Here is a 17,294-nt window from a genome sequence, read left to right on the forward strand (position 1 = left end):
TTTTGCAATTAGCAATCTTGTTTACCATATTGTTCTTGACGAAGAAGAATGCGTACGCTTTCATCGAATTGTGCTAATACTTCATCTGCATTTTTCGGATCAGTACCACGCGCATCTAAGTAGAACTTAATTTTCGGTTCTGTACCTGATGGACGAGCGATTAAACGGCTGCCATTTTCTAACACGAATACTAAAATATCGCTTTGACGGTCAGTTTTAGTATGATCTAAGAATGTAGCCACTTTGAAACCACCCACTTCTGCTGGCGGATTATTACGTAATGCGCTCATCAATTTACCAATTTCAGATAAATCGCTAACACGGATAGAAATTTGACCGCTTACATAAGCACCAAACTCTTTTGTAAAGTCTGCTGCATAGTCTGCAAGTGTTTTACCTTCTTTTTTGAGGCTACGTACTAAATCTAAGAATACGATTGCTGCTGAAATACCGTCTTTATCGCGTACTTTATCTGGGTCTACTAAGTAACCTAATGCTTCTTCGAAACCGAATAATAAACCGTTTACTTTACCGATATATTTAAAGCCAGTTAAAGTTTCTTCTGAGTCAAAACCATATTTCTTCGCAATTTCCGCTAATGCTGGCGAAGAAACTAATGAACATGCTAACACGCCTTTTTTGCCTTGTGCATGATATTGTTTTGCTAAATACCAACCTAAGTAACAACCAATCACGTTACCGTGAAGAGGTTTCCAGTTACCTTGCGCATCTGGAACAGCTACGGCTAAACGGTCTGCATCTGGGTCATTTGCAATAATGAATTCCGCATTATTTTCTTTAGCTACTTTAATTGCTAAGTCTAATGCGCCTTTCTCTTCCGGGTTAGGGAAGTTTACGGTTGGGAATGTACCATCTGGCCAAACTTGCTCTGCAACAACATGCGGTTGTGGTAAACCTGCTTTCGCAAGGGTTTTACTTAACACTTCATAACCTACACCATGCATTGCTGTATATACATAGTTAATGTCTGCTTTAGGCTCTTTTGCAAGGCTTGCTGTTTTAGCAATATATGCATCAACAATTTCATCATTTAAGATAGTAAAATCTTGGCTACGTGGTAAATCAGCAATATTACCCGCTGCAACCTTATCAATTAATGCTGCAATGTCTTTGTCTGCTGGTGAAACAATCTGACCACCACCATTTTCTTTACCTAAATAAACTTTATAACCGTTATCTTCTGGTGGGTTGTGGCTAGCAGTTACCATAACACCTGCTGTTGCATCAAAGTATTGAATTGCATAAGCTAAAACAGGTGTTGGTAATTTGCGTGGTAATAAATATGCTTTAATGCCCGCACCAGCCATGATTTCAGCCGTATCACGTGCAAATACATCTGAGTTTTTACGGCCGTCATATCCAATTACGATTGAAGGGGTTTTATCGTAGTCTTTTAAATACGCGGCTAAACCACCAGCTGCTTGAGCAACTAAGACACGGTTCATTCCCATAGAGCCTGCTTGTAAACGACCGCGTAAGCCTGCTGTACCAAATTGCAAACGTCCATCAAAACGATTTGTTAATTCTGCCTGTGCTTCAGCATTTCCTGATTTTGCTTGTGAAAGCAATTGTTCTAACTCTGCACGAGTTTCTTGATCGGGATCTTGGTTCAACCAATCTTGAGCTTTGCTAAAAAGTGCATTCATAATAATTCCCCTATGATTTAACGAATAGTTCACGATAGACTAACGGAAAAAGAGGAAGATTTGAATCATTAATTATAAAAAGTTTGACCTAAATGGAAAAATGGAGGGTGATAATAGAAAAGATAAAGCCCGAACAATGCCGGGCTTTATAAAGAATTATTCTGCTGCTTCTGCAACTTCAGGACGATCAACAAGCTCAATGTAAGCCATTGGCGCGTTATCACCTGCGCGGAAACCACATTTTAAAATACGAGTGTAACCACCCGCACGTTGTGCAAAACGTGGACCTAATTCATTGAATAATTTAGCAACGGTTTCTACGTTGCGAGTACGAGCAAAAGCTAAGCGGCGGTTTGCAACGCTATCTTCTTTTGCTAAAGTAATTAATGGTTCAACTACACGACGTAACTCTTTAGCTTTAGGCAAAGTTGTTTTAATGATTTCATGTTCAACTAAAGAACTTGCCATATTACGGAACATCGCTTGGCGATGGCTGCTGTTACGGTTTAATTGACGTCCACTCTTACGATGGCGCATACCTATATCCTTCTTAGAAAATCTATTACCTAAAATTAGTCTTCAGCAATGCTTGCTGGTGGCCAATTCTCAAGGCGCATACCGAGTGATAAACCACGAGAAGCCAATACATCCTTAATCTCAGTAAGTGATTTCTTACCGAGGTTAGGTGTTTTTAATAACTCAACTTCTGTACGTTGTACTAAATCACCGATATAGTGAATTGTCTCTGCTTTCAAACAGTTAGCAGAACGAACTGTTAATTCAAGATCATCTACAGGGCGAAGAAGAATCGGATCAAATTCCGGTTTTTCTTCTTTCACTTCCGGTTGACGAACATCACGTAAATCAACAAATGCGTCTAATTGCTCTGCTAAAATGGTTGCAGCACGACGAATGGCTTCTTCTGGATCGATTGTGCCATTTGTTTCCATCTCAATGATGAGCTTATCTAAGTCCGTACGCTGTTCAACACGTGCAGCTTCTACATTGTAAGCAATACGATCTACTGGGCTAAAACGAGCATCTACAAGTAGACGCCCAATTGGACGATCATCATCTTGAGTATGTACACGGGCTGATGCTGGAACATAACCACGACCACGTTGTACGCGAATACGCATACTAATTGTAGCATTTTTATCTGTTAAATGACAGATAACATGGTTAGGATTAACAATCTCAACACCACCATCATGTGTAATGTCGCCTGCAGTCACAGGGCCAATTCCAGATTTATTTAGTGTCAAGATAATATCATCTTTATCTTGCACTTTTACCGCTAGACCTTTTAGGTTTAGTAATACTTCAAGAATATCTTCTTGTACGCCTTCTTTGCTGCTGTATTCATGTAATACACCATCAATCTCAACCTCAGTAACGGCACAACCTGGCATTGACGAAAGTAAAATGCGTCGAAGTGCGTTACCTAACGTATGTCCAAAACCTCGTTCTAACGGCTCTAGAGTCACTTTTGCGTGAGTTGAACTAATTTGTTCAATATTCACTAAGTGCGGCTTTAAAAATTCTGTCACAGAACCCTGCATTTTATCCTCTCTTTGTTTTTAAGCTTATTACTACTAAATAAAAAATATAATTTTAACAATTAACTATTATTTAGAGTAAAGCTCAACGATCAGATGTTCATTGATGTCTGCTGATAAGTCAGAGCGTTCAGGAGTACGTTTAAATACACCTTCCATTTTAGTTGCATCAACTTCTAACCAAGTTGGTTTTTCACGTTGAGTTGCTAATTCTAACGATGCTTTAATACGTGCTTGTTTTTTAGATTTTTCACGAACAGCAACTACATCATCAACAGAAACTTGGAATGAAGGAATATTTACTACACGACCGTTTACAACGATAGATTTGTGGCTAACAAGCTGACGTGCTTCAGCACGAGTTGCAGCAAAACCCATACGGTAAACAACGTTATCTAAACGACCTTCTAATAATACTAATAAGTTCTCACCTGTATTACCTTTTAAGCGGTTAGCTTCTTTATAGTAATTACGGAATTGACGTTCTAAGATACCATAGATACGGCGAACTTTTTGTTTTTCACGTAACTGACTACCGTAGTCAGATAAACGTGGCTTGCGAGCACCATGTTGACCAGGGGCTACATCAAGACGATTTCTACATTTTGATTCAATCGCACGAACGCCTGATTTTAAAAATAAATCAGTACCTTCACGACGGCTTAGCTTGAGCTTAGGACCCAAATATCTTGCCATTTTCTTTCTCCAATTATTCTAACGTCAATTAAACGCGACGTTTTTTCGGTGGACGACAACCGTTATGAGGAATCGGAGTCACATCAGTAATGTTCGTGATACGGAAACCCGCTGCATTTAATGCACGAATTGTTGATTCACGACCCGGACCCGGACCTTTAACCATAACTTCCAAATTCTTTAAACCAAATTCTTTAACCATTTCTGCACAACGCTCTGCAGCAACTTGAGCAGCAAATGGAGTTGATTTACGAGAACCACGGAAACCTGAACCACCAGCAGTTGCCCAAGCTAGAGCGTTGCCTTGACGGTCAGTGATGGTAACGATTGTGTTATTGAAAGATGCGTGGATATGAGCTACGCCATCTGCAATCTGTTTTTTAACGCGCTTACGTGCGCGAACTGGTGTTTTAGCCATTATTTATCTACTCCGACTATTTTTTGATCGGTTTGCGTGGACCTTTACGGGTACGCGCATTAGTCTTAGTACGTTGACCACGTACTGGTAAACTACGACGATGACGTAAACCACGGTAGCAACCAAGGTCTAAAAGACGTTTGATGCTTAAAGTTACTTCACGACGTAAATCACCTTCGACAGTAAATTTACCAACTTCTTCACGCAGTTTTTCAATCTGCTCTTCAGACAATTCTCTGATCTTTACATCTTCAGCAATACCCGTTGCAGCACAGATAGCTTTTGCACGAGTTTTACCGATACCGTAAATTGCAGTTAATGCGATTACAGTGTGTTTTTGATCAGGAATGTTAATGCCTGCAATACGGGCCACTATGCACTCCTATTATTTAAGTTTATTGATATACTGATCTTGAAAAGCCCGTTTCAGGATACTCAAACAGTATATCAGGACGAATGAGCTGAGCAGTATACCTGCTCAGCGGGTTCTTTGCAAGAAATATACTATTAACCTTGACGTTGTTTATGTTTAGGGTCGTTACAAATTACACGAACAACACCTTCACGTTTAACAACCTTACAGTTACGGCACATTCTTTTTACTGAAGCACGAACTTTCATTGCTTATCCTTTCTGATCTAAGGGTCTATTGCCCTAAGCCTTTTAAATTGGCTTTCTTCAACACAGAATCATATTGTAATGACATCATATGACTTTGAACCTGTGCGATGAAATCCATAATAACTACCACTACGATTAACAGTGAAGTACCACCTAATTGGAATGGTACTTTCCATAATGATATAGCGATATAAGGAACCAAACAAACAAAAGCAATATATAGCGCACCAATTAAGGTTAAACGCGTCATTACTTTATCAATATAACGAGATGTTTGTTCGCCTGGTCGATAACCTGGTACAAACGCACCTGATTTCTTCAAATTATCCGCCGTTTCACGAGGATTATACTGCATACCAGTATAGAAGAAAGCAAAGAAAATCACTGCCATTGTAAATAATACAATGTAAAGTGGTTGTCCTGGTTGTAGTAACTGAGATAAATCAAATAACCACTCAAAGCCTTCACTACTTTGTCCAAACCACTGCGTAATACTTGCAGGGAACAAAATAACACTTGATGCAAAAATTGCTGGGATAACCCCTGCCATATTTACTTTTAATGGTAAATGAGATGATCTTGCAGGTGCCATCATTCTACCTTGTTGGCGACTTGCATAGTTTACTACGATTCTTCTTTGTCCACGTTCTACGAACACAACAAAATATGTTACTGCGAATGCAATTACAGCTATGAGTAATAACACGATAGGTGAAAGATCACCTGCTCTTGCCTGCTCAATTGTTTGCCCAATTGTTGAAGGTAAATCTGCAACGATACCGGCAAAAATAATGAGGGAAATGCCGTTACCAATACCACGTTCTGTAATTTGCTCACCAAGCCACATTAAGAACATTGTTCCAGTTACAAGGCTAATAACAGAAGTGATATAGAATAACATATTTGGGTTAACTACTAACCCAGATTGCATATTAGGAAGCGCTATGGAAACACCAATAGACTGAATAAACGCTAATAACAATGTGCCATAACGCGTATATTTGCTAATTTTACGACGCCCTGCTTCGCCTTCTTTTTTTAATTCAGCTAAAGGAGGGTGAATGGCAGTCAATAATTGAATAATAATTGATGCCGAAATATAAGGCATAATACCTAACGCAAAAATAGACGCTCGGCTTAATGCACCACCAGAGAACATATTAAACATGTCAATGATGGTGCCTTGTTGTTGCTTAATTAGCTCGGATAAAACAGAAGCATCAATGCCAGGAACAGGTATAAAAGAACCGATACGGAAAACGATTAACGCACCTAAAACAAATAACAATCTTGATTTAAGCTCGCCAGTCCCTTTTTGTGTACTACCTTGGTACCCTGGTTGCTTTGCCATCTATTATTCCTCGATAGAACCACCAGCAGCTTCGATAGCAGCTTTAGCACCTTTAGTTACACCTAAACCTTGAACTTTAACTGCTTTTTCTACTTTACCTGAAAGAATAACTTTTGCAGATAAAATATCTTTAGTAATAATGTTCGCTGCTTTTAATGCTTCTAATGTGACTACATCGCCATCTACTTTTGCTAAGTCGCTTAAACGAATTTCTGCAACACGGAATGATTTTAATGAAGTAAAACCAAATTTTGGTAAACGACGGTATAAAGGCATTTGACCACCCTCGAAACCACGACGAACACCGCCGCCTGTACGAGATTTTTGACCTTTATGACCACGACCACCAGTTTTACCTAAACCAGAACCGATACCACGACCTAAACGTTTAGCACTGTGCTTAGCACCTTCAGCCGGAGAAAGAGTATTTAAACGCATTCTATTACTCCTCCACTTTAACCATATAAGATACTTGATTGATCATACCGCGTACTGCTGGTGTATCTTCAAGTTCTACGGTGTGACGAATATGACGAAGACCTAAGCCTTTTAACGTTGCTTTATGTTTCGGTAAACGAGCAATAGAGCTACGAGTTTGAGTTACTTTAATTTTTGCCATATTCAATTACCCCAAAATTTCTTCAACTGTTTTGCCACGTTTTGCAGCAACCATTTCAGGTGATTTCATGTTCTCAAGTGCATCGATTGTTGCACGAACAACGTTAATTGGGTTGGTTGAACCATATGCTTTAGAAAGAACGTTACGAACGCCTGCAACTTCTAACACAGCACGCATTGCACCACCCGCGATGATACCTGTACCTTCGCTTGCTGGTTGCATAAATACGCGTGAACCTGTATGTGAACCTTTAACAGGGTGTTGTAATGTACCTTCGTTTAAAGCTACATTGATCATATTGCGACGAGCTTTTTCCATCGCTTTTTGGATCGCTGCCGGAACTTCACGTGCTTTACCGTAACCAAAACCTACACGACCATTACCATCGCCCACTACTGTTAAAGCAGTGAAACTCATGATACGACCACCTTTAACGGTTTTTGATACACGGTTAACCGCGATTAGCTTCTCTTGCAGTTCACCAGCTTGTTTTTCGATGTTTGACATCTCAAATTCCTCTATTAGAACTGTAGACCAGCTTCACGAGCAGCGTCTGCTAATGCTTGCACACGACCGTGGTATTTGAAACCTGAACGATCAAATGCAACCGCTTGTACACCTTTAGCTAAAGCACGTTCTGCAACTAATTTACCAACTACTGCAGCGGCGTCTTTATTACCGGTATATTTAACTTGCTCTTTAATTACTTTTTCAACAGTTGAAGCTGCTGCTAGTACTTCTGAGCCATTAGGTGCAATTACTTGCGCATAGATGTGACGCGGTGTGCGATGCACAACTAAACGTGTAGCACCTTGCTCTCTCATTAAATGACGTGCACGGGTTGCACGACGGATACGAGCTACTTTCTTATCCATAGTGTTACCTTACTTTACTTTTTCTTCGCTTCTTTAGTACGTACAACTTCATCAGAATAACGTACACCTTTGCCTTTATAAGGCTCTGGACGGCGATATGCACGAATATCAGCTGCAACTTGACCGATTAACTGTTTGTCTGCACTTTTGAGAATAATCTCAGTTTGTGATGGACATTCACCAGTTACACCAGCTGGCAACGTATGTTCTACCGGGTGTGAGAAACCTAAGCTTAAAGCAACTACGTTGCCTTTCATTTGTGCACGGTAACCAACACCAACTAATTGCAATTTCTTCGTAAAGCCTTCAGTAACACCGATAACCATTGCATTAACTAATGCACGCGCAGTACCTGCTTGAGCATCTGCGTTTACAACACCTTCACGAGGTGCAAAAGTTAATGTATCAGCTTCGTATTTTACTTCAACTGCATTATGAATTTCGCGAGATAACTCGCCGTTTTTACCTTTAACTGTTAATAGCTGACCGTTCAATGTAACTTGAACACCGGCAGGAACATTAACAGGTGCTTTTGCAACACGAGACATTTTTCCTACCTCTCTATTATGCTACGTAACAGATGATTTCACCGCCGAGACCTGCTTGACGTGCAGCACGGTCGGTCATAACACCTTTAGATGTAGAAACAACTGCGATACCTAAACCACCCATAACTTTTGGTAATTCGTCTTTACGTTTGTAAATACGAAGACCTGGACGGCTTACGCGTTGGATACTTTCTACTACTGGTTTATTTTGGAAATATTTTAAAGTGATTTCCAACTCAGGTTTTGAACCTTCAACAACTTTGAAGCTCTCAACATAACCTTCTTCAGCTAAAACGCTTGCAATAGCAACTTTTAACTTAGATGAAGGCATACTGATTGCAACTTTATTCGCAGCTTGACCGTTACGAATACGGGTCAGCATATCTGCGATTGGATCTTGCATGCTCATGTATTTACTCCCATGATTCCAAATTAAAAGAGGTTATTACCAGCTTGCTTTCTTAAGGCCTGGAATTTCGCCGCGCATTGCAGCTTCACGAACCTTAATACGGCTTAAACCAAACTTACGAAGTACACCGTGTGGACGACCAGTTTGGCGGCAACGATTACGCTGACGGATTGGGCTTGAATCACGTGGAAGTGTTTGTAACTTCAACACTGCTGCCCAACGCTCTTCATCTGAAGCAGATTCAGATGAGATAATTTTCTTTAATTCTTCACGTTTTGCGTAGAATTTATCAGCTAATTTCGCACGTTTTACATCACGTGCAATCATTGATTGTTTTGCCACGATAACCTACCTTATTTACGGAATGGGAAATTGAAAGCCGCTAATAAAGCTTGACCTTCTTCGTCATTTTTCGCTGTTGTGGTAATAGTAATATCTAAACCACGTACACGATCTACTTTATCGTAGTCGATTTCAGGGAAAATGATTTGTTCACGAACACCCATACTGTAATTACCACGACCATCGAATGACTTCGCACTTAAACCACGGAAGTCACGGATACGTGGAACAGCGATAGTAATCAATCTTTCAAAGAATTCCCACATACGTTCGCCACGCAGGGTCACTTTGCATCCGATTGGATATCCCTGACGGATTTTAAAGCCAGCAACTGATTTACGAGCTTTAGTAATTAAAGGTTTCTGACCGCTGATTGCTGTTAGATCCGCTACTGCGTTATCTAAAAGTTTTTTGTCGGTCAATGCTTCACCCACACCCATATTCAGGGTAATCTTTTCGATTCGTGGGACTTGCATGACAGATGAGTAGTTGAATTTAGCTTTTAATTCATTAACTACTGTATCTCTGTAGTAATCATGCAGTTTCGCCATCGCATTACTCCAGTTAATTAAATAATTTCATTATTAGATTTGAAGAAACGTACTTTTTTGCCGTCTTCGAATCTAAAACCTACACGGTCAGCTTTATTTGTTTTAGGGTTAAAAATTGCAACGTTTGACGCATCAATCGCAGCTTCTTTTTTCACTAAGCCACCAGCTTTGCCTAAAGCAGGAACCGGTTTTTCGTGTTTAGTGATAATTTTAACACCTTCAACGATAACTTTACCGTTTGGTAACACTTGAGTTACCTTACCACGTTTGCCCTTGTCTTTACCAGCAAGAACAATTACTTCATCATTTTGACGGATTTTAGCAGCCATTACATTCCCCTTACAGTACTTCTGGAGCTAATGAAATGATCTTCATGAATTTCTCAGAACGAAGTTCACGAGTCACAGGTCCAAAAATACGAGTACCGATTGGTTGCTCAGTGTTATTGTTTAAAATTACACAAGCATTGCCATCGAAACGAATAACTGAGCCATCTGGGCGACGAACACCCTTCTTGGTGCGCACAACAACTGCTTTTAACACATCACCTTTTTTTACTTTACCGCGTGGAATTGCTTCTTTTACGGTTACTTTGATAATGTCGCCAATTGCAGCGTAACGACGGTGCGATCCACCTAGAACCTTGATACACATTACGCTACGAGCCCCTGAGTTATCAGCAACATCCAGCATAGTCTGTTCTTGGATCATATTAGTGCTCCGTTAAATAAAAAAACACCCTTTCGGGACGAACCTGCCTACCCAATGCAGGCAGTCTTATAATTCTATCAGCGAGTTGCTTTAAAAGCAACGATTATTGCATTTTTCTGCAATAAAAAGACCGTATCGTCTAAACGTACGGTCTTTTCACTTTTATTTAGAAACTATAGTGATGCTTGATCAACCGCAACACCAGCACCCATAGTAGTAGAGATGCTTACTTTCTTAATGAAAATACCTTTTGCTGTTGTTGGTTTAGCTTTAGTTAAAGCTGCTAACAATGCTTGGAGGTTTTCTTTTAATTGCTCAGGTGAGAAATCCGCTTTACCGATAGTGGTATGGATAATACCGTTTTTATCATTGCGGTAACGAATCTGACCAGATTTTGCATTTTTAACTGCTTCAGCAACGTTTGGCGTTACAGTACCAACTTTCGGGTTTGGCATTAAGCCACGTGGACCTAATACTTGACCTAATTGACCAACAACGCGCATTGCATCTGGAGATGCGATAACAACGTCAAAGTTCATTTCGCCTTTTTTCACTGCTTCAGCTAAGTCTTCCATACCCACTAAGTCTGCGCCTGCTGCTTTCGCTGCTTCTGCGTTTGCACCTTGAGTGAATACTGCTACGCGAGCTGTACGACCTGTTCCGTGTGGTAATACTGTTGCACCACGAACGTTTTGGTCTGATTTACGAGGGTCAATCCCTAAGTTTACTGCAACATCAACGCTTTCAACGAATTTAGCTGTCGCGAATTGTTTTAATACTGCGATTGCTTCGTTGATTTCATATGCTTTAGTAGAATCTACGCCAGCTTTGATTGCTTTCATTTTTTTAGTCAATTTAGCCATCGTATTATTCCTCCACCACTAAGCCCATTGAGCGAGCAGTACCAGCAATTGATTTCATTTTAGTTTCGATAGTCGCACCAGTCATGTCTGCTGCTTTAGTTTCAGCGATTTGACGGATTTGATCTAAAGTTACTTTACCCACTTTATCTTTGTTCGGTTTGCCTGAACCAGATTTGATACCTGCAGCTTTTTTCAATAACACTGCTGCTGGTGGAGTTTTAGTGACGAAAGTAAATGAACGGTCTGCATATACAGTGATAACAACTGGAATTGGTAAACCTTTTTCTAAGCTCTCAGTACGAGCATTGAATGCTTTACAGAATTCCATGATGTTCACACCTTGTTGACCTAATGCAGGACCAACTGGTGGTGATGGGTTAGCCATACCAGCTGCAACTTGCAACTTAACGTATGCTTGGACTTTTTTTGCCATTTTTAAGTTTCCTCTAAGTGGGTGATAACGCAAGCTTGACTTGCTCCCCGATGATAAAAAGCACGATGTGCTACACAAAAATATGCACAAGTTTCCCTGTGCGTAATAATTTGCAAATTGTATAGAAAATTTGACCGCTTTTCAAGCAAAAATTTTCTATGCAATGACAAGAAAACCGACCAAGCGGTCGGTTTTCTTTTTTAATTTGCAAAATCCAATTATGCTAATTTTTTGATTTGCGCTGCTAATTTTGCTTTGTGGTTAGCAGCTTTGTTAGCGTGGATTAAACCTTTAGACGCCATGCGGTCTACAACTTTTTGCATTTCAACGAAAGCTGCTTCTGAAGCTGCTTTATTACCAGTTGCTACTGCTGCGTATACTTTTTTGATGTAAGTACGCATCATTGAGCGTTGGCTTGCGTTATGTTGGCGGCGTTTTTCAGATTGAACCGCACGTTTTTTTGCTGACTTGATATTAGCCAAGGTCAAACTCCTAAAATATCTGTGTTAAATAATTAAAACATAAACATTGGTTTATGTTGCTATCGATAGTTTTTAATTCATTTTCAACGAGACACGTGCTTGAAAATAACACCGTTTTTCTTTGCCAGAAAACGATAGGGCGAGATTTTATCAGTTTTTTTCTGATTTTCCTATAAAAAAACTGATAAAATTCGGATCTATTTTGTGATCGTGTAATATCCCTTTATCTCAATTAACTATTATTTCCTTTAATATAAAGAGGATACCCGAAGATTTAATGGCCACGAAAAACCAAGAAAAAGTGAAAACCCAAAGAAGCTTCTTTCTTATACAGAGAATTCTATGAGCAAAAAATTATTAAAATCAGGCGTGTTAGTTAGTGCATTAACATTAGTATCCCGTATTTTGGGTTTAGTCCGCGATATGATTGTCGCTGGAGTGCTCGGTGCTGGTGCGGTTTCCGATGTCTTTTTATTTGCCAACCGTATTCCTAACTTTCTACGACGCCTCTTTGCTGAAGGTGCGTTTTCTAAAGCTTTTGTTCCTGTGTTAGCTGAATACAATGCCGAAAATGACCTAGATAAAACGCGCGAATTTGTTGCTAAGGTTTCTGGTTCATTAGGAATGATTGTCACGCTTGTGACTTTGGTTGCGATGGTTGCCTCTCCCGTCGTTGCTGCGCTTTTTGGTACTGGTTGGTTTATTGATTGGCTAAATGATGGCGCAGATGCTGAAAAATTTACGCAAGCTTCCCTACTATTAAAAATCACCTTCCCCTACCTTTGGTTTATTACTTTCGTGGCGCTTTCTGGTGCGGTACTAAATACTATTGGTAAATTTGGGGTCATGGCATTCTCCCCAGTTTTACTTAATATCGCGATGATCGGGATGGCTCTATTTGGTGCTCACTATTTTGAACGCCCAGATGTGGCACTTGCTTGGGGGATTTTCTTAGGTGGTTTGCTACAATTTTTATTCCAAATTCCATTTATGAAAAAAGCCGGTTTACTGGTAAAACCTAAATGGGCATGGAATGATGAAGGCGTGAAAAAAGTTAGAACCTTAATGCTCCCCGCATTATTTGGTGTTTCTGTCACACAAATCAATCTATTACTGAATCAAGTCATTGCTAGTTTTCTTATTACAGGTTCAATTACGTGGCTTTATTATTCTGATCGCTTAATTGAATTCCCACTTGGAATTTTCGGTATTGCCATATCCACCGTCGTGTTACCAACACTCTCTAAAATCGCAAAACAAAAAGATTTAGCAGAAACACAACGCCGTGAAGATTTTCAAAATACGCTAGATTGGGGTATTCGCATGGTGCTATTACTTGGCATTCCAGCGATGATTGGCATTGCTGTTTTAGCACAACCCATGATTATGACCATTTTTATGCGAGGAAAATTTACCCTTGCTGATGTTGTTTCAACTTCACATGCATTATGGATTATGTGCTTAGGGCTTAATAGCTATATGTTAATTAGCATTTTAGCTAACGGATTTTATGCTAATCAGAATACCAAGACACCTGTAAAAATCGGACTCATTGCGACCGCCAGTAACATGTGTTTTGGCTTGTTAGCTATTCCTTTTGGTTATTTAGGATTAGCAATGGCCTCTGCATTATCAGCAGCCATTAATGCTTCATTATTATATCGTCAGTTACATAAACAAGGCATTTATCAGCTTTCAAGCAAAACAGGTTTCTTCACCTTAAAAGTGGCGATTGCTGCTAGCTTAATGGGTGCAGCAGTGTCTTATTTCTCTCCAGCACTAGAAGGCTGGCATAGTATGGCAACCTTCACAAAAGTTTATTGGTTAGCATGGTTGATTGTCTTAGCTGCCATTTGTTATTTTGGTGCCTTATTCGCATTGGGGATTCGTAAACGCGATTTCCGAGTGTAGTAATGAATAGAGAAAATGGAAGGTTTCCCCTTCCATTTTTCTTATTTAATTAACGCTTGGCGTAATTTACCGTTTGATTTATCTAACAGACTTTGCGCTTCTAACGCATCTAATCCGCTTAATTGCATCAAAATGGCTAATTTTACTTGTCCGTTTGCCTTAGCGAGTACATTAGCTGCAGTCTCGTTATCACATTCTGTCGCTTCCATCACAATTTTCAGCGCCCGCGCTTTAAGTTTTTCGTTACTTGCTTGAACATCCACCATTAAATTTTGGTAGCATTTGCCAATTAACACCATCGAAGCCGTAGTTAACATATTTAATACTAACTTTTGTGCCGTGCCCGATTTCATTCGGCTTGAGCCTGTTAATACTTCTGGCCCCACTACGGTTTCAATCGCAATATCAGCAACTTCTGCCATTTTACTATTTGGATTACTTGCAATGGAAACGGTGGTTGCACCTAATTGTTTCGCATAATTCAATGCCCCTAGCACATAAGGCGTACGACCACTAGCCGCGATTCCTACCAACACATCTCGAGCAGAAAAATCAATTTCCTCAAGATCAGCTTGTCCTTGCTGCACATTATCTTCTGCACCTTCAATTGGGTGGCGTAATGCATGATCGCCGCCCGCAATAAGACCAACGACCATTTCTGGTTTCACGCCATAAGTTGGAGGGCATTCAGAAGCATCTAGCACCCCTAATCGCCCACTTGTTCCTGCTCCCACATAAACCAATCGTCCACCACGTTCAAAAGCCGCAACAATCTTTTCAACCGCTGAGGCAATTTGTGGTAAACACTTTTCTACGGCTAAAGCAACCTGTTGATCTTCACGGTTAATTAAAGCTACTAATTCTTGTGCTGAAAGTGAATCTAATTGCATAGAGTTCGGATTACGCTGTTCAGTAATTAGTTGATTTAGTTGTTGTAATAATGCGTTCTTATTCATATTTTTCTCATTATTCATTTTTAGGATAAATAGCCCCCAGACTGACAGCTCGACTTGCACCAGTCACAGAAGGCAAATTACTCGGTAAATTATGCATTCGACGATAAGCTAACCATGCAAAAGCGGCTGCTTCGACATAGTCTGCATCGAGTCCGTATTCTGAAGTCGATGCAACCGTCCAATCAGGCAATATTTCTGACAATCTATTTAAAATCAATGGGTTATGAACCCCGCCACCACAAACAAGTAAAAGGTTAGACTTTTCACTATTAAGCAATTTTAGGTGGTGAGCAATACCTTGCACAGTAAATTCGACTAACGTTCTTTGAATATCTTGTGGCAAACAAGCGGTCAAATTTGGAAAAACTTTTGCGATTTTCTTCACTAACCACTTCAAATTAAACAGTTCACGCCCCGTGCTTTTCGGTGGAGTTTGTTGGAAAAAAGGCTCATCTAACAATGCTGCTAATAATGGTTCCAATACTTTACCACTACTCGCCCAAGCACCATTTTTATCATAACGTTTGCCTTGATGTTGCTCAATCCAAGCATCTAATAGCGCATTTCCGACGCCCACATCATAACCAATGGTTGGTTGATTTGGTGCTAATACTGAAATGTTTGAAATTCCACCAATGTTTAAAACTACTGTGAGCCTATTTTTATCGGCAAAAATACCCTCATGGAAAGCTGGAACTAACGGAGCGCCTTGTCCTCCCATTGCCATATCTTTTCGGCGAAAATCCCCTACGACTGTAATATCCGTTTTCGCTGCTAAATAATGCATATCTCCAATTTGCATGGTAAACGGATTTTCCCCTGTTGGAGCATGCCATACCGTTTGCCCATGGCAGCCAATCGCCTGAATTTGCTCGGGTTTCAAGCCATTTTTAGCGAGAAACTGATTGACACAATCGGCGTAAAGTTTACCTAACTGATGATCGATTTCCCCTAAGTTTTGTAACGATGTTTCCCCTTTTAATAACAGCGTTAACGCTTGTCTCAACGCTACTGGCATGGCGACCATTTCACAAGCGGTCAATTTTGGTGGGAATGTTGCAAAATCCATGAGGGCTAAATCCACACCATCAAGGCTTGTCCCTGACATCATGCCAAGATAAAAATCCGATTTCATACGATTCTCTCAAACTAAAAATTGCCCAATTATAACGAAAAGCGGTAAGATCAGTGCTTATTTTCGGAAATTTATCTTATTTATGCCACTGCAAAATTTATTACTCATACGCCGCTTTTTCTCAACATTGGCCTTTTTTTCAATGCAAACCGTCTTTTTTGTTTATTTAAAAGGCAAAGGTTTAAGCAATAGTGAAATTGCCTTTTCACTCTCATTGCTCTTTTTCTGTAACCAAGCTTTAGCCATTCTGGCTGGCATTTTAGGTGACCGCTATGGTTTAGCGAAAATGATGTTGTTAGGCTGTTTACTTGATGTGGTCGCTTACATTTTCTTCTTAAACGCAAACCACTACCTAATACTCCTGCTTGCAACCACTTGTTTTGGGCTAGGAAGTTGCCTATTTGGCACTAATGCCAAAGCCTGTTTACTTGCACTTGCTGGAGAAGAATATGCTCAGAAAACTCGCTTGCAAGGTAAATACTTAAAAGTTACCTCAATGTCTTCCATGTTTGCTCCATTGCTTGTGATTCCTTTTATTCGTACTGAACATATCGATTGGCTAATTTGGCTATGCTTTAGCATTGAGCTGATTCTTTTTTTACTGATGATTAAGCCGTTTTATCAAATCCAAACCGTTCAAACACTGGTTAAATTTCGCTTTGCACAAATTCGAGAAATCATTACCAAAGCATTTTTACAAGTACATTTAATGCTGTTCATTCCGCTTTCGATTGCAACTTCATTTTTCGTGCTTTTTCCATTTTTATTTGACCAGAAATTGGGTATGCCGGAACATTCCCCAATTGCATTATTCGTTAATGGCTTATTAACCGTATTATTGCAAAGCGAATTCTCTCGCCGAATCAACTTAACTCGATCACAAGTGGTTTGGGTCGCACCGCTATTAGCATTAGGCATGATTGTGCCATGGTTTCTTACCCTGCAATTCTTATCAGTTTATACCGCTTATGCTTATCTGGTAGTATTTACTATCATTGAGGTTTATGCGCTGACCGCGATTGCGAATCTGTTGGTAAAATTTGATAACGGCACCAACCGTGGTTTTATTTTTGGTGCTTCGCGTTTATTACTGGCCATTGCAACTATGGGTGTGATGAATTTAATTCCCATCTTATTTTTGGTGTAA

25 protein-coding genes are annotated in these 17,294 nt (G+C 39.9%); 2 read left to right on the forward strand and 23 right to left on the reverse strand.

From position 1 onward, the window contains the following. Window positions 1-8: 8 nt before the first annotated feature. The 21 genes from HMPREF1128_RS06740 to rpsT form a co-directional block, all read right to left on the reverse strand. Complete coding sequence (locus HMPREF1128_RS06740) at window positions 9-1,667, reverse strand: phospho-sugar mutase (protein WP_007525747.1); 1,659 nt, start codon at window positions 1,665-1,667, stop codon at window positions 9-11. 156 nt (window positions 1,668-1,823) lie between these two features. Further along, window positions 1,824-2,204, reverse strand: a complete 381-nt coding sequence (rplQ, locus tag HMPREF1128_RS06745; protein WP_007525756.1) for a 50S ribosomal protein L17 — start codon at window positions 2,202-2,204, stop codon at window positions 1,824-1,826. A gap of 35 nt (window positions 2,205-2,239) precedes the next feature. Further along, window positions 2,240-3,229 carry a DNA-directed RNA polymerase subunit alpha gene (locus HMPREF1128_RS06750; protein WP_007525648.1) on the reverse strand — a complete coding sequence of 330 codons (990 nt, stop codon included), beginning with the start codon at window positions 3,227-3,229 and terminating at the stop codon, window positions 2,240-2,242. A 66-nt stretch (window positions 3,230-3,295) separates the two neighbouring features. Further along, a complete protein-coding gene (rpsD, locus tag HMPREF1128_RS06755; RefSeq protein ID WP_005705947.1) occupies window positions 3,296-3,922 on the reverse strand; it encodes a 30S ribosomal protein S4 in 627 nt (208 codons plus the stop codon). Between the two features lie 28 nt (window positions 3,923-3,950). After that, window positions 3,951-4,340 carry a 30S ribosomal protein S11 gene (gene rpsK / locus HMPREF1128_RS06760; protein ID WP_005705959.1) on the reverse strand — a complete coding sequence of 130 codons (390 nt, stop codon included), beginning with the start codon at window positions 4,338-4,340 and terminating at the stop codon, window positions 3,951-3,953. Window positions 4,341-4,356: 16 nt separating this feature from the next. Further along, window positions 4,357-4,713: a 30S ribosomal protein S13 gene (gene rpsM / locus HMPREF1128_RS06765; protein ID WP_005599322.1), complete on the reverse strand. Its 357-nt coding sequence runs from the start codon at window positions 4,711-4,713 to the stop codon at window positions 4,357-4,359. Between the two features lie 134 nt (window positions 4,714-4,847). Beyond that, complete coding sequence (gene rpmJ / locus HMPREF1128_RS06770) at window positions 4,848-4,961, reverse strand: 50S ribosomal protein L36 (protein WP_007525755.1); 114 nt, start codon at window positions 4,959-4,961, stop codon at window positions 4,848-4,850. Between the two features lie 25 nt (window positions 4,962-4,986). Then, the gene (gene secY, locus HMPREF1128_RS06775; protein ID WP_007525663.1) at window positions 4,987-6,312 is read right to left on the reverse strand and encodes a preprotein translocase subunit SecY; all 1,326 of its coding nucleotides are present in this window, start codon (window positions 6,310-6,312) and stop codon (window positions 4,987-4,989) included. A gap of 3 nt (window positions 6,313-6,315) precedes the next feature. After that, window positions 6,316-6,750, reverse strand: coding sequence for a 50S ribosomal protein L15 (gene rplO / locus HMPREF1128_RS06780; protein WP_007525702.1), 435 nt, complete (start codon window positions 6,748-6,750; stop codon window positions 6,316-6,318). A 4-nt stretch (window positions 6,751-6,754) separates the two neighbouring features. Continuing rightward, the gene (gene rpmD, locus HMPREF1128_RS06785; protein ID WP_006250021.1) at window positions 6,755-6,931 is read right to left on the reverse strand and encodes a 50S ribosomal protein L30; all 177 of its coding nucleotides are present in this window, start codon (window positions 6,929-6,931) and stop codon (window positions 6,755-6,757) included. Between the two features lie 6 nt (window positions 6,932-6,937). After that, the gene (gene rpsE, locus HMPREF1128_RS06790; protein WP_005705945.1) at window positions 6,938-7,438 is read right to left on the reverse strand and encodes a 30S ribosomal protein S5; all 501 of its coding nucleotides are present in this window, start codon (window positions 7,436-7,438) and stop codon (window positions 6,938-6,940) included. 14 nt (window positions 7,439-7,452) lie between these two features. Next, on the reverse strand, window positions 7,453-7,806 hold the full coding sequence (rplR, locus tag HMPREF1128_RS06795) for a 50S ribosomal protein L18 (protein ID WP_007525634.1): 354 nt from the start codon (window positions 7,804-7,806) through the stop codon (window positions 7,453-7,455). A gap of 14 nt (window positions 7,807-7,820) precedes the next feature. Further along, window positions 7,821-8,354 carry a 50S ribosomal protein L6 gene (gene rplF / locus HMPREF1128_RS06800; protein WP_007525726.1) on the reverse strand — a complete coding sequence of 178 codons (534 nt, stop codon included), beginning with the start codon at window positions 8,352-8,354 and terminating at the stop codon, window positions 7,821-7,823. 16 nt (window positions 8,355-8,370) lie between these two features. Then, on the reverse strand, window positions 8,371-8,763 hold the full coding sequence (gene rpsH, locus HMPREF1128_RS06805; RefSeq protein WP_005705955.1) for a 30S ribosomal protein S8: 393 nt from the start codon (window positions 8,761-8,763) through the stop codon (window positions 8,371-8,373). A gap of 36 nt (window positions 8,764-8,799) precedes the next feature. Beyond that, complete coding sequence (rpsN, locus tag HMPREF1128_RS06810) at window positions 8,800-9,105, reverse strand: 30S ribosomal protein S14 (protein WP_005705950.1); 306 nt, start codon at window positions 9,103-9,105, stop codon at window positions 8,800-8,802. A gap of 11 nt (window positions 9,106-9,116) precedes the next feature. Then, window positions 9,117-9,656: a 50S ribosomal protein L5 gene (gene rplE, locus HMPREF1128_RS06815; RefSeq protein ID WP_010128099.1), complete on the reverse strand. Its 540-nt coding sequence runs from the start codon at window positions 9,654-9,656 to the stop codon at window positions 9,117-9,119. A 17-nt stretch (window positions 9,657-9,673) separates the two neighbouring features. Beyond that, window positions 9,674-9,985, reverse strand: a complete 312-nt coding sequence (gene rplX, locus HMPREF1128_RS06820; protein WP_007525706.1) for a 50S ribosomal protein L24 — start codon at window positions 9,983-9,985, stop codon at window positions 9,674-9,676. Window positions 9,986-9,995: 10 nt separating this feature from the next. Continuing rightward, window positions 9,996-10,367, reverse strand: a complete 372-nt coding sequence (rplN, locus tag HMPREF1128_RS06825) for a 50S ribosomal protein L14 (protein ID WP_005619403.1) — start codon at window positions 10,365-10,367, stop codon at window positions 9,996-9,998. A 173-nt stretch (window positions 10,368-10,540) separates the two neighbouring features. Further along, window positions 10,541-11,230, reverse strand: a complete 690-nt coding sequence (gene rplA / locus HMPREF1128_RS06830) for a 50S ribosomal protein L1 (protein WP_007525720.1) — start codon at window positions 11,228-11,230, stop codon at window positions 10,541-10,543. A 4-nt stretch (window positions 11,231-11,234) separates the two neighbouring features. Beyond that, window positions 11,235-11,663: a 50S ribosomal protein L11 gene (gene rplK, locus HMPREF1128_RS06835; RefSeq protein WP_005542594.1), complete on the reverse strand. Its 429-nt coding sequence runs from the start codon at window positions 11,661-11,663 to the stop codon at window positions 11,235-11,237. Window positions 11,664-11,881: 218 nt separating this feature from the next. After that, window positions 11,882-12,145: a 30S ribosomal protein S20 gene (gene rpsT, locus HMPREF1128_RS06840; protein ID WP_007525704.1), complete on the reverse strand. Its 264-nt coding sequence runs from the start codon at window positions 12,143-12,145 to the stop codon at window positions 11,882-11,884. 342 nt (window positions 12,146-12,487) lie between these two features. Between rpsT and murJ the strand changes: the two genes are divergently transcribed. Beyond that, window positions 12,488-14,056: a murein biosynthesis integral membrane protein MurJ gene (gene murJ, locus HMPREF1128_RS06845; RefSeq protein WP_007525653.1), complete on the forward strand. Its 1,569-nt coding sequence runs from the start codon at window positions 12,488-12,490 to the stop codon at window positions 14,054-14,056. A gap of 41 nt (window positions 14,057-14,097) precedes the next feature. Here murJ and murQ read toward each other — a convergent pair whose 3' ends face one another. Together murQ and HMPREF1128_RS06855 are read right to left on the reverse strand one after the other, a co-directional pair. After that, the gene (murQ, locus tag HMPREF1128_RS06850; RefSeq protein ID WP_007525710.1) at window positions 14,098-15,012 is read right to left on the reverse strand and encodes an N-acetylmuramic acid 6-phosphate etherase; all 915 of its coding nucleotides are present in this window, start codon (window positions 15,010-15,012) and stop codon (window positions 14,098-14,100) included. 10 nt (window positions 15,013-15,022) lie between these two features. Further along, window positions 15,023-16,147 (reverse strand): anhydro-N-acetylmuramic acid kinase, encoded by a 1,125-nt coding sequence (locus HMPREF1128_RS06855; RefSeq protein ID WP_007525757.1) that lies wholly within the window; start codon window positions 16,145-16,147, stop codon window positions 15,023-15,025. A gap of 82 nt (window positions 16,148-16,229) precedes the next feature. Here HMPREF1128_RS06855 and HMPREF1128_RS06860 point away from each other — a divergent pair, with 82 nt between their 5' ends. Beyond that, complete coding sequence (locus HMPREF1128_RS06860) at window positions 16,230-17,294, forward strand: MFS transporter (RefSeq protein WP_007525764.1); 1,065 nt, start codon at window positions 16,230-16,232, stop codon at window positions 17,292-17,294.

Source organism: Haemophilus sputorum HK 2154, from assembly GCF_000287615.1.
Taxonomy (GTDB): domain Bacteria; phylum Pseudomonadota; class Gammaproteobacteria; order Enterobacterales; family Pasteurellaceae; genus Haemophilus_A; species Haemophilus_A sputorum.

Coding starts and splice junctions, on each gene's coding strand:
- HMPREF1128_RS06740 (WP_007525747.1), bottom strand. CDS start 1,667: ATGAATGCACTTTTTAGCAAAGCTCAAGATTGGTTGAACCAAGATCCC.
- rplQ (WP_007525756.1), bottom strand. CDS start 2,204: ATGCGCCATCGTAAGAGTGGACGTCAATTAAACCGTAACAGCAGCCAT.
- HMPREF1128_RS06750 (WP_007525648.1), bottom strand. CDS start 3,229: ATGCAGGGTTCTGTGACAGAATTTTTAAAGCCGCACTTAGTGAATATT.
- rpsD (WP_005705947.1), bottom strand. CDS start 3,922: ATGGCAAGATATTTGGGTCCTAAGCTCAAGCTAAGCCGTCGTGAAGGT.
- rpsK (WP_005705959.1), bottom strand. CDS start 4,340: ATGGCTAAAACACCAGTTCGCGCACGTAAGCGCGTTAAAAAACAGATT.
- rpmJ (WP_007525755.1), bottom strand. CDS start 4,961: ATGAAAGTTCGTGCTTCAGTAAAAAGAATGTGCCGTAACTGTAAGGTT.
- secY (WP_007525663.1), bottom strand. CDS start 6,312: ATGGCAAAGCAACCAGGGTACCAAGGTAGTACACAAAAAGGGACTGGC.
- rplO (WP_007525702.1), bottom strand. CDS start 6,750: ATGCGTTTAAATACTCTTTCTCCGGCTGAAGGTGCTAAGCACAGTGCT.
- rpmD (WP_006250021.1), bottom strand. CDS start 6,931: ATGGCAAAAATTAAAGTAACTCAAACTCGTAGCTCTATTGCTCGTTTA.
- rpsE (WP_005705945.1), bottom strand. CDS start 7,438: ATGTCAAACATCGAAAAACAAGCTGGTGAACTGCAAGAGAAGCTAATC.
- rplR (WP_007525634.1), bottom strand. CDS start 7,806: ATGGATAAGAAAGTAGCTCGTATCCGTCGTGCAACCCGTGCACGTCAT.
- rplF (WP_007525726.1), bottom strand. CDS start 8,354: ATGTCTCGTGTTGCAAAAGCACCTGTTAATGTTCCTGCCGGTGTTCAA.
- rpsH (WP_005705955.1), bottom strand. CDS start 8,763: ATGAGCATGCAAGATCCAATCGCAGATATGCTGACCCGTATTCGTAAC.
- rplE (WP_010128099.1), bottom strand. CDS start 9,656: ATGGCGAAACTGCATGATTACTACAGAGATACAGTAGTTAATGAATTA.
- rplX (WP_007525706.1), bottom strand. CDS start 9,985: ATGGCTGCTAAAATCCGTCAAAATGATGAAGTAATTGTTCTTGCTGGT.
- rplN (WP_005619403.1), bottom strand. CDS start 10,367: ATGATCCAAGAACAGACTATGCTGGATGTTGCTGATAACTCAGGGGCT.
- rplA (WP_007525720.1), bottom strand. CDS start 11,230: ATGGCTAAATTGACTAAAAAAATGAAAGCAATCAAAGCTGGCGTAGAT.
- rplK (WP_005542594.1), bottom strand. CDS start 11,663: ATGGCAAAAAAAGTCCAAGCATACGTTAAGTTGCAAGTTGCAGCTGGT.
- murJ (WP_007525653.1), top strand. CDS start 12,488: ATGAGCAAAAAATTATTAAAATCAGGCGTGTTAGTTAGTGCATTAACA.
- murQ (WP_007525710.1), bottom strand. CDS start 15,012: ATGAATAAGAACGCATTATTACAACAACTAAATCAACTAATTACTGAA.
- HMPREF1128_RS06855 (WP_007525757.1), bottom strand. CDS start 16,147: ATGAAATCGGATTTTTATCTTGGCATGATGTCAGGGACAAGCCTTGAT.
- HMPREF1128_RS06860 (WP_007525764.1), top strand. CDS start 16,230: ATGCCACTGCAAAATTTATTACTCATACGCCGCTTTTTCTCAACATTG.